Source organism: Streptococcus sp. 27098_8_74, from assembly GCF_041431705.1.
Lineage (GTDB): Bacteria > Bacillota > Bacilli > Lactobacillales > Streptococcaceae > Streptococcus > Streptococcus salivarius_E.
Genome location: NZ_JAPVYF010000038.1, coordinates 1 through 12,294, shown reverse-complemented (window position 1 = coordinate 12,294; position 12,294 = coordinate 1). Strand labels below are relative to the sequence as shown.

At 43.4% G+C, this 12,294-nt stretch carries 2 protein-coding genes; both read left to right on the top strand.

Annotation, left to right across the window (positions count from 1 at the left end):
* The coding region (locus O3670_RS10265) for an LPXTG cell wall anchor domain-containing protein (RefSeq protein WP_371596107.1) at positions 1 to 1,024 on the top strand (1,024 nt) is incomplete at its 5' end.
* A gap of 274 nt (positions 1,025 to 1,298) precedes the next feature.
* Positions 1,299 to 12,215, top strand: coding sequence for an accessory Sec-dependent serine-rich glycoprotein adhesin (locus O3670_RS10260; RefSeq protein ID WP_371596106.1), 10,917 nt, complete (start codon positions 1,299 to 1,301; stop codon positions 12,213 to 12,215).
* Positions 12,216 to 12,294 lie beyond the last annotated feature (79 nt).

Below are 12,294 nucleotides of genomic sequence, written 5' to 3'. Positions count from 1 at the left end.
GTCAGTAAGTGCCTCGGCTTCAGCAAGTACATCAGAATCAGCAAGTGCGTCAGCCTCAGTAAGTGCTTCAGAATCAGCAAGTACTTCAGAATCAACAAGTGCGTCAGCCTCAGCAAGTACTTCAGAATCAACAAGTGCCTCAGCCTCAGCAAGTACATCAGCCTCAGCAAGTACATCAGAGTCAGCAAGTGCGTCAGAATCAGCAAGCGCCTCAGCCTCAGCAAGTACATCAGAATCAGCAAGTGCGTCAGCCTCAGCAAGTGCGTTTGAGTCAGTAAGCGCCTCAGCCTCTGTAAGTGCATCAGCGTCAGCAAGTGCATCTGAGTCAGCAAGCGCCTCAGCTTCAGCAAGTGCGTCAGCGTCAGCAAGTTCTTCAGAGTCAGCAAGCGCCTCTATTTCGGCTTCTAATTCTGTAATTTCAAGTAAAGGTCAGCCAGCCATTCTATCACTTGAAAGCCTAGATATTGAAAGCGTCATTGCCTCAGATTCTATCAGTACATCATCAAGCGTTTCAGTATCAGAGTCAGCATCATTGAGTGTCTCATTGAGTGAATCACAATCAGCCTCAGTAAGTGCTTCGATTTCTGCAAGTGAGTCTGTATCGTTGAGTGAATCACAAAGTGCAAGTATGTCTGTATCAGAATCAGAGAGCACATCAGTTTCTGTATCAGAGTCAGCGTCAGCGAGCGCATCCGCTTCTGTATCAGAGTCAGCTTCTACATCAGCATTCTTGAGTGCCTCTGAAAGCACAAGTGCTTCAAAAAGTCTTTCAACATCATTGAGTACTTCAGCAAGTCTTTCAACCTCTACCTCAACAAGTGCTTCAGTGTCTGCCTCATTGAGTGTCTCAGAATCAACTTCTGAAGTGAAAGATCCTAAACACAAACGTGGTAGCCAAGCGCTTCCTAAGACTGGTGAGAAAGACTCATCATTAGGTATGGTCTTGGGTGCTTTGGCAACTGCAACAGGTCTCGCCTTTCTTGCTAAACGTAAGAAAGATGAAGAAGAAAGTGAAGACTTCTAAGTCTTAGTAAGTTTAATCATTATCTTCTAGCGAGATAATCAAATATCCCCTATCGATTAGAGTGATTTCCTAATTGGTAGGGGGATTTTTTTTAGTTTGATATTCTAAAAATACAAATAGTTTTAATAAGTCTTAGGGTTACCATTATTATCGTATTTTTAGGGGGATGAAAGAAGTGATTAATTGCTAGAAAGCAATCTTGAAATGAGATTTTTTGCTTAATTTTATGATAAAATTTAAAGGAGTGTTTTAATCAAAAATAAATGGAGTATATATGTTCTTTAGAAGGAATGAAGGTCAATATCGTGAAACCGATCGTGTGACACGCTTTAAATTGGTTAAGTCAGGGAAGCACTGGCTTCGTGCGGCGACGTCGAATTTTGGTCTTTTCAAGGTGCTTAGAGGAGGCGTGGATACACCGTCTGTTGCTGGCCATCAGGTAGAGGTGGATGCACCTGCTTTTTCAGGTCAGACAGTGCTTAAGGGAGTGCTTGCAACGGGGGCCTTGTTAGGTGGTTCTGTTGCGACTCAAGTAGCTCATGCAGATGAAATGACTAATCAACCGATTTTGGAAAGTGAAGCAGGAGCTAAGACTGATCTTTTGGCTGCATCTGATTCCGTTGTTCTTGGAAATATGGAGTCTGTGTCCAGTGTTCAAGAGAGTCAAGTAAATAGTCAAGAGTCATCAGAAACTGCGTCAAGTCAGACTTCGGAGGCTTCTTTGAGTGAGTCTTTATCACGTAGCCAATCGGTGTCTGCTTCTGAATTAGCTTCAAGATCGACATCCTTGTCATTGAGTGCCTCGCTTTCTGCTTCCTTGTCAGCTTCATTAACTTCTAAGTCGGAATCAGTAAGTCAGACGGATTCTTCTTCACATAGTCTGTCAGAGAGCGCAGCTGAAAAATCATCAGAGCATAGTGCAAGTGCATCTGTTCAGTCAGTTAGCAAGAGTGATAGTGGTAGCGACTCTAAAGTAGGGCTATCCCTTGTCAGCTCAGAGTCAACTTTGTTAAACACTTCCTTGACATCTGAAGTGCAAACGAATCGCCAATTATCTGATACGGCGACTGGGCTACTAGCTGCCTCGGTTGTGGCTGATGCTGAGCGTTTAGAACAAGAAAAGCGTCTCAAAGATTTAGCCTTAGACATTTATACCTATAAAGCTCAAGCTGTTGATTTGCCAAATACGGAGGTTGCTATTCTCAAGGGAGATAAAGCCTTGGATGCCATTCGTGTCAGTCTGGCTGATCGTGATAGCGATGTGTCTCCTACGATAACTCAGGCTCGTCAGGCTAGAAATAGTCTTGCCAATGCGGTGCTTCGTGCGACATCTGGTCAGCGTGATCCTCGTAATGGTTCTCGCATTGATGCTGATAGCAACCTCCGTGCACCCCAGTATAATTTAGGTCTGGCTAACAATGCCTTGATTTCTGTTTATAACTCTGACTACATCAATCAAGCTTATAATGTTGTTGAAACCATTCCTACACGAAATAGTATTAAAAGCATTGGCTACGCTTCTGGTAGTGATCGAGTGAATGGCATCAACGTGCCTCAGACCTCTGCATTGAAAAATAGTGCAGTCGCCTTTAATATTGTGGGGACTGTTGGGCAGACAGAGGTCGTAACGCCTGGGAAAATTTATAATGTTTCTTTTGTAGTGACTAATACGGCTAGGCAGTCAGTGACACGTACGCTTCGTATTCAGGTTTTGCCACAAAATGATGGCATTCGAAACCCGATTACGGCTGTGACAACGGGGACTTTTGTTAATGACACAAGTAATCTCGCTCAAGCCGAAAAAGATAAGGTTTGGGAGGCCTTTAAGAATGCTAACCCAAATATTGCCACTTCAAAGGATTTTAAATCTTATTCGGTTTCATCATCTGGTGTGGTGACTATTACTTATAAAGATAACACCACAAATGATGTGACGGCTCCAGTGAAGCGACTTGCAGCACCAACGGTTGAAACGAGATTATTGGACAAGGCTTACACGCAGACACCTGTAACGGTGACAGGAGCTGAGCCAGGTTCTACAGTCGTTCTATACAATAATGACGACGAGGTTGGAACAGCAGTGGCAGATGCTTCGGGTCAAGCGATTGTGACGCCGACAGTTAAGTTACAAACGGGTGGTGTAACAGCCAAAGCTCGCATCATGTATGATGATTATGCGGTATACTCAGATGCCAGCAATTCCGTGGCTGTAACGGACGGAACTCGTCCTGAAGTGACGGCCAAGTTGACTGTCGATGGTGTGGAACCTAAGTCTACGCCTCTCGAAGGTGGTGGGAAAAACTATATCATCTATGCTGGTGATGATGCTGTTTTGACTTTCACGGCTACAGATGACAGTGGCAAGCTTAAAGAAATGAAAGTCGTTGCAAGAGCCGACTTGGATGACAATGCCTTGAACGGAAATTTCTTTGGTAGTAGCCAGTATGGAACAGGTAATATTGCACCGATTACGGGAGATATCACAGCAACGAGTGACAATCCTGCAACCATCACAGCGACCATTCATTTGAAGGATGACCTTTACCATTCCTTCCGAAACACATGGCAACGTAATGTTGCTGCGATTGACAATGCTTCAAATATGAACCGTCCAAATGGCTTGGGTGAGATTCGTATTACTCAGGGACGCTTAGCAGATCGTACGCCGGGTGTGGCACCGACAAGCACTATTCAGGTGACTAGCCTGACTGCCTTAACAGATGCAGATAAAAGCAAGATTATTGCGGCTGTGTCGGCCTTGAATCCAGAGGTTGCCAACCGTATTAAGTCTTATACGGTTAATAGCGATGGAACGGTAACGATTACTTATAAAGACAGTACGACGAATGTTGTGACGGTGAAATTGTCGGATAGTGATCACAGCCAGTCAGTGTCGCAAAGTGCCAGTCAGTCTAAGCAGGAATCGATTTCTCAAAGTCGAAGTGAGTCCGCTAAGCAGTCTGCGTCGACCAGCCTTTCATTGAGTAAGGTTGCTTCAAAAAGTGTCTCAAGTTCCTTGAGTTTATCAGCTCAACAGAGTGTTTCAAAATCACAAAGCCAATCTGCTTCAACGAGTGCGTCATTGAGTGGCGTGAAGTCACAGAGTGTCTCAAGTTCCTTGAGTTTATCAGCTCAACAGAGTGTTTCAAAATCACAAAGTCAATCAGCCTCAGCGAGTGCTTCTTTGAGTGGCGTGAAGTCACAGAGTGTCTCAAGTTCCTTGAGTTTATCAGCTCAACAGAGTGTTTCAAAATCACAAAGTCAATCAGCCTCAGCGAGTGCGTCGTTGAGTGCCGTGAAGTCACAGAGTATTTCAAGTTCCTTGAGTTTATCAGCACAACAGAGTGTTTCAAAATCACAAAGTCAATCAGCCTCAGCGAGTGCGTCTTTGAGTGCCGTGAAGTCACAGAGTATCTCAAGTTCCTTGAGTTTATCAGCTCAACAGAGTGTTTCAAAATCACAAAGTCAATCAGTCTCAGCGAGTGCTTCTTTGAGTGCCGTGAAATCGGAGAGCGTTTCAAGTTCTTTGAGTGAGTCCTTGAAGACAAGCGTTTCGCAAAGTCAATCCGCATCAACAAGTGCGTCTTTGAGTGCTGAGAAATCGGAGAGCGTTTCAAGTTCTTTGAGTGAATCCTTGAAGACAAGCGTCTCACAAAGTCAATCAGCCTCAACCAGTACATCTTTGAGTGCAGTGAAGTCGGAAAGCGTTTCAAGTTCTTTGAGTGAATCCTTGAAGACCAGCGTCTCACAAAGTGAGTCAGCTTCAACGAGTGCATCTTTGAGTGCCGTGAAATCGGCGAGCATTTCAAGTTCCTTGAGTGAGTCCTTGAAGACCAGCCAATCTCAAAGTGAATCCGCATCAACAAGTGCGTCTTTGAGTGCTGTGAAATCGGCGAGCATTTCAAGTTCCTTGAGTGAATCCTTGAAGACCAGCGTCTCACAAAGTGAGTCAGCTTCAACAAGCACATCTTTGAGTGCCGTGAAATCAGCTAGTGTTTCAAGCTCATTAAGTGAGTCCTTGAAGACAAGCGTTTCGCAAAGTGAGTCAGCTTCAACAAGCACATCTTTGAGTGCCGTGAAATCGGAGAGCGTTTCAAGTTCATTAAGTGAGTCCTTGAAGACTAGTGTCTCACAAAGTGAGTCCGCTTCAGAGAGTGCGTCTGTTTCAGAGTCGCAATCCGTATCAAATTCCGAATCAGCCTCAGCGAGTGCATCAGTGTCTGAATCGCAATCAGTCTCGACTTCCGAGTCCGCTTCAGAGAGTGCTTCAGTTTCCGAGTCACAATCCGTATCAAATTCCGAATCAGCTTCAACAAGTGCTTCAGTTTCAGAATCCGTGTCTGTAAGCGAATCAATCTCTGAGTCGCAATCAGTGTCAAACTCAACTTCAGCCTCAGTAAGTGCTTCAATTTCAGAGTCACAGTCTGTTTCAACTTCCGAGTCATCGTCAGAAAGTGCATCAGTAAGCACATCACAGCTGGAATCGAATTCAGTTTCAGCGTCAGTAAGTGCATCAATTTCAGAATCACAGTCTGTTTCTAATTCAGAGTCAGCTTCAGTCAGCGAATCAATTAGTGAGTCACAATCCGAGTCAAATTCAGTTTCAACTTCAGAGAGTGAATCAACTTCAACATCTCGGTCTGAGTCGAACTCAACTTCAGCCTCAGAAAGTGCGTCAGTATCTGAATCGCAGTCAGTCTCAAACTCAGTTTCGACTTCAGAAAGTGCGTCAACATCAACATCACAATCAGAATCGAACTCAGTTTCGACTTCAGAAAGTGAGTCAATGTCAGCGTCACAATCCGAGTCAACCTCAGTTTCGACTTCAGAGAGTGAATCAACGTCAGCATCGCAATCCGAGTCAACCTCAGTTTCTACTTCAGAAAGTGAGTCGACATCAACATCACAATCCGAGTCAAACTCAGTTTCAACTTCAGAAAGTGAATCGACATCAGCGTCACAATCCGAGTCGAACTCAGTTTCAGCTTCAGAAAGTGAATCAACGTCAGCATCGCAATCCGAGTCAACCTCAGTTTCTACCTCAGAGAGTGAGTCAACGTCAACGTCACAATCAGAATCAAATTCAGTTTCAACCTCAGAGAGTGAGTCAACGTCAGCGTCACAATCCGAATCAAACTCAGTTTCAACTTCAGAGAGTGAATCAACGTCAACATCACAATCAGAATCAAACTCAGTTTCAACTTCAGAAAGTGAATCGACATCAGCATCACAATCCGAGTCAAACTCAGTTTCAACTTCAGAAAGTGAATCAACATCGACATCACAATCAGAATCAACCTCAGTTTCTACTTCAGAAAGTGAATCGACATCAGCATCACAATCCGAGTCAACCTCAGTTTCAACTTCAGAAAGTGAATCGACATCAGCGTCACAATCTGAATCAAATTCAGTTTCGACTTCAGAGAGTGAATCAACATCAGCATCACAATCCGAATCGAATTCAGTTTCTACCTCAGAGAGTGAGTCGACATCAATGTCACAATCCGAGTCAAACTCAGTTTCAACTTCAGAGAGTGAGTCAACGTCAACATCACAATCCGAGTCAAACTCAGTTTCTACTTCAGAAAGTGAATCAACGTCAGCGTCACAATCCGAGTCAAACTCAGTTTCTACTTCAGAAAGTGAGTCGACATCAGCATCACAATCAGAATCAAATTCAGTTTCAACTTCAGAAAGTGAATCAACGTCAGCATCACAATCAGAATCAAATTCAGTTTCAGCCTCAGAGAGTGAATCAACGTCAGCGTCACAATCCGAATCGAATTCAGTTTCTACCTCAGAGAGTGAATCAACGTCAGCGTCACAATCCGAATCAAACTCAGTTTCTACCTCTGAGAGCGAATCAACGTCAGCGTCACAATCCGAGTCAAACTCAGTTTCTACTTCAGAGAGTGAGTCAACATCGACATCACAATCCAAATCAAACTCAGTTTCAGCGTCAGAAAGTGAGTCGACATCAGCATCACAATCTGAGTCAAACTCAGTTTCTACTTCAGAAAGTGAATCAGCGTCAGAGAGTGCATCTGTCTCAGAATCACAGTCTGTATCAAACTCCGAATCAGCGTCAGAGAGTGCATCAGTCAGCGAATCACAATCAGTATCTAATTCCGAGTCAGCGTCAGAGAGTGCATCAGTCAGCGAATCACAATCAGTGTCTAATTCCGAGTCAGCATCAGAAAGTGCGTCTGTATCTGAATCACAATCAGTGTCTAACTCAGAGTCAGCATCAGAAAGTGCGTCTGTCTCAGAATCACAGTCTGTATCAAACTCCGAATCAGCGTCAGAGAGTGCATCAGTTTCTGAATCACAGTCTGTTTCAAACTCCGAATCAGCCTCAGAAAGTGCATCAGTTTCTGAATCACAGTCTGTATCAAACTCAGAATCAGCCTCAGAAAGTGCATCAGTTTCTGAATCACAGTCTGTATCAAACTCAGAATCAGCCTCAGAAAGTGCATCAGTTTCAGAATCACAGTCTGTTTCAAATTCAGAATCAGCCTCACTAAGTGAATCAGTTTCAGCTTCACAGTCTGAATCGAACTCAGTTTCTACTTCAGAGAGTGAATCAACGTCAGCTTCACAATCCGAATCGAATTCAGTTTCTACCTCAGAGAGTGAGTCGACATCAATGTCACAATCCGAGTCAAACTCAGTTTCTACTTCAGAAAGTGAATCAAATTCAGAATCACAGTCTGTTTCAAATTCAGAATCAGCTTCAACAAGTGAGTCATTTTCAGCATCACAGTCTGTTTCAACTTCCGAGTCAGCCTATGTAAGTGCGTCTGTTTCAGTCTCACAATCAGTGTCTACTTCAGAATCAGCGTCAGAGAGTGCATCAGTTTCAGAATCACAGTCTGTATCTAATTCCGAATCAGTCTCAGAGAGTGCATCAGTTTCTGAATCACAATCAGTGTCTAATTCCGAATCAGCGTCAGTAAGTGAATCCATTTCAGCATCACAGTCTGCTTCAACTTCAGAATCAGCGTCATTAAGTGCGTCAGTTTCAGAATCACAGTCTGTCTCAAATTCCGAATCAGCATCAGTAAGTGAATCAGTCTCAGCATCACAGTCTGCTTCAACATCAGAGTCAGCGTCATTAAGTGAATCCATTTCAGAATCACAGTCTGTCTCAAACTCAGAGTCAGCATCAGTAAGTGAATCAATTTCAGAATCACAATCAGTGTCTAATTCCGAATCCGCTTCATTAAGTGCGTCAGTTTCAGAATCACAGTCTGTTTCAAACTTCGAATCAGCGTCAGTAAGTGAATCAGTTTCAGCTTCACAGTCTGAATCGAACTCAGTTTCATCGTCAGTAAGTGAATCAATTTCAGAATCACAATCTGCCTCAACTTCCGAGTCATCGTCAGAAAGTGAGTCAACATCAGCGTCACAATCCGAGTCGAATTCAGTTTCGACTTCAGAGAGCGAGTCAATGTCGACATCACAATCCGAGTCAAACTCAGTTTCTACCTCTGAGAGCGAATCAACATCAACATCGCAATCCGAGTCAAACTCAGTTTCGACTTCAGAGAGTGAATCAACATCAGCATCACAATCCGAGTCAAACTCAGTCTCAGCTTCAGAAAGTGCCTCAACGTCAACATCACAATCCGAGTCAAATTCAGTTTCAGCTTCAGAAAGTGCATCAGTAAGCACATCACAACTGGAATCGAATTCAGTTTCGACTTCAGAGAGTGAGTCGACATCAGCATCACAATCCGAGTCAAACTCAGTTTCTACTTCAGAAAGTGCCTCAACTTCAACATCTCAGTCTGAGTCGAACTCAACTTCAGCCTCAGTAAGTGCGTCAACATCAACATCACAGTTGGAGTCAAATTCAGTCTCAGCTTCAGAAAGTGCCTCAACGTCGACATCACAATCAGTATCAACTTCTGAGTCATCCTATGTAAGTGCGTCAGTGTCTGAATCACAGTCTGTTTCCAACTCAGAGTCAGCCTCAGAGAGTGAGTCGACATCAGCTTCACAATCCGAATCAAATTCAGTTTCAGCCTCAGAGAGTGAGTCGACATCAGCGTCACAATCCGAATCAAATTCAGTTTCGACTTCAGAAAGTGCGTCAATCTCTGAGTCACAATCAGAGTCGAATTCCGTTTCAACTTCAGAGAGTGAGTCAGTTTCGGAATCACAGTCTGTCTCAAACTCAGAGTCAGCTTCAGAAAGTGCTTCAGTATCTGAGTCACAATCGGTTTCAAATTCAGAGTCAGCCTCAGTAAGTGAATCAATTTCAGAATCACAATCTGTATCAAATTCTGAATCCGCTTCAGAGAGTGCTTCAGTTTCAGAATCACAGTCTGTTTCAAATTCTGGGTCAGCATCATTGAGTGCGTCAGTGTCTGAATCACAATCAGTGTCTAATTCAGAATCATCGTCAGTAAGTGAATCAATTTCTGAATCACAGTCTGTTTCAAACTCAGAATCAGCCTCAGAGAGTGCATCAGTGTCTGAATCACAATCTGTCTCAACTTTCGAATCCGCATCAGAAAGTGCATCAGTAAGCGAATCACAATCAGTGTCTAATTCCGAGTCATCGTCAGTAAGTGCTTCTGTATCAGAATCACAATCAGAGTCTAACTCAGAATCCGCATCAGAAAGTGCGTCAGTATCTGAGTCACAATCCGCTTCAACTTCAGAGTCAGCCTTAGTAAGTGCGTCAATTTCGGATTCACAATCAGTCTCAAATTATGAGTCAGCTTCAGAGAGTGAGTCAGTCTCTGAGTCGCAATCAGTCTCAAACTCAGAATCAGCATCTGTAAGCGAATCAATTTCTGAGTCACAATCAGTCTCAAACTCAGTTTCATCGTCAGTAAGTGCATCAGTTTCAGTTAGTGAGTCATCATCATTGAGTGAATCACAGAGCACAAGCGCATCCGTTTCGGCTTCTGAATCAGCATCATTGAGTACATCGAGCTCATTAAGTGCTTCTGTATTTGAAAGTCAATCTCAAGCCTTCAGTGCTTCAATTTCTACAATCATTTCAACTGTTGAGTCTATTTCGAACTCGGCTTCAAGCTTCATTTCAACAAGTGAATCGATTTCGACATCTAATTCAGCATCATTGAGTGAGTCGGCGTCATTGAGTGCATCCGTTTCTGGATCACAATCAGTCTCTAATTCAGTGTCTGCATCAACAAGTGCTTCTGTCTCAGCATCACAGTCTATTTCAAACTCAGTTTCAGCGTCAGAGAGCGAGTCAATATCAGCTTCACAATCCGAGTCAAACTCAGTTTCAGCGTCATTAAGTGCATCAGTTTCTGAATCACAGTCTGCTTCAACTTCAGAGTCAGCGTCAGTAAGTGAATCAATCTCAGAATCACAGTCTGTATCTAACTCCGAATCAGCATCAGAGAGTGCCTCAGTTTCTGAATCACAGTCTGTATCTAATTCAGAATCAGCGTCAGAAAGTGCATCAGTTTCAGCTAGTGAGTCAGCATCATTGAGTGAATCGCAGAGCACGAGTGCATCAGTTTCGGCTTCTGAATCAGTATCATTGAGTACTTCGAGCTCATTAAGTGCTTCTGTATTTGAAAGTCAGTCTCAAGCTTTCAGTGCTTCAATTTCTGCGATTATTTCAACTGTTGAATCTGTTTCGAACTCGGCTTCAAGCTTCATTTCAACAAGTGAATTGGTTTCGACATCTAACTCAGCATCCTTGAGTGAGTCGGCGTCATTGAGTGCATCTGTTTCAGGATCACAGTCAGTCTCTAATTCAGTGTCTGCATCAGAAAGTGCTTCTGTCTCAGCATCACAGTCTATTTCAAACTCAGTTTCAGCTTCAGTCTCAGCCTATGTATCAGAATCACAATCAGTCTCAAATTCAGTGTCTGCATCAGAAAGTGCTTCTGTCTCAGCATCACAGTCTATTTCAAACTCAGTTTCAGCTTCAGTCTCAGCCTATGTATCAGAATCACAATCTGCCTCAACTTCAGAGTCATCGTCAGAAAGTGAATCGACATCAGCTTCACAATCAGAATCAAATTCAGTTTCGACTTCAGAGAGTGAATCAACGTCAACATCACAATCTGAGTCAAACTCAGAGTCAGCATCATTAAGTGCTTCAGTTTCAGCTAGTGAGTCTGTATCCTTGAGTGAATCACAGAGCACAAGTGCATCAGTTTTGGCTTCTGAATCAGCATCCTTGAGTGAGTCAGCGTCATTGAATGCATCTGTTTCAGGATCACAATCAGTCTCTAATTCAGTGTCTGCATCAGAAAGTGCTTCTGTCTCAGCATCACAGTCTATTTCAAACTCAGTTTCAACTTCAGTCTCAGCGTCAGAATCAGCAAGCGCAGCCGCTTCAGAAAGTTCTTCGATTTCAACAAGTGAGTCTGTATCGTTGAGCGAATCGCAAAGTGCAAGTGCATCTGCATCAGAAACTGCTTCATCAAGCGTTTCAGTATCCGAGTCAGCATCTACATCAGTATTCTTGAGTGCCTCTGAAAGCACAAGTACTTCAACGTCATTGAGTACATCAGCGTCAGCAAGTACATCCGCTTCAGTCTCAGCCTTAGAATCGACTTCAGTAAGTGTCTCAATTTCAGAGTCGCAGTCAGTATCGAACTCCAAGTCCGTTTCAGAGAGTGCGTCTGTGTCTGAATCAGAATCCATTTCAAACTCAGAATCAACTTCAGTAAGTGAGTCAGTCTCAGAATCACAGTCTGTGTCAACCTCAGTAAGTACTTCGATTTCAGCTAGTGAGTCTGTATCGTTGAGCGAATCACAAAGTGAAAGTGCATCCGAGTCTGTATCAGCAAGCACATCTGCTTCAGTCTCAGCGTCAGAATCAGCGAGCGTATCCGCTTCAGTATCTACGTCAGCCTCAGTAGGTGCGTCAGAATCAGCGAGCGCCTCCGCTTCAGTCTCCGAGTCCGCTTCTACATCGGCATTCTTGAGTGCTTCTGAAAGCACAAGCACTTCAACAAGTATTTCAACTTCATTGAGTACATCAGCAAGTCTTTCAGCCTCAGCATCAACAAGTGCTTCAGTGTCTACTTCAGAATCAATTTCTGAAGTGAGAGATCCTAAGCACAAACGTGGTAGCCAAGCACTTCCGAAGACTGGTGAGGAAAACTCATCATTAGGTATGGCCTTGGGTGCCTTGGCAACTGCAACTGGTCTTGGATTTCTTGCCAAACGTAAGAAAAATGAAGAATAGGACGAAGATTATTCGTATTTCTGAATTGTAAGAGTCTTTGCAATGCTTAGATAAGCACAATAAAAACACCTTCATGTTA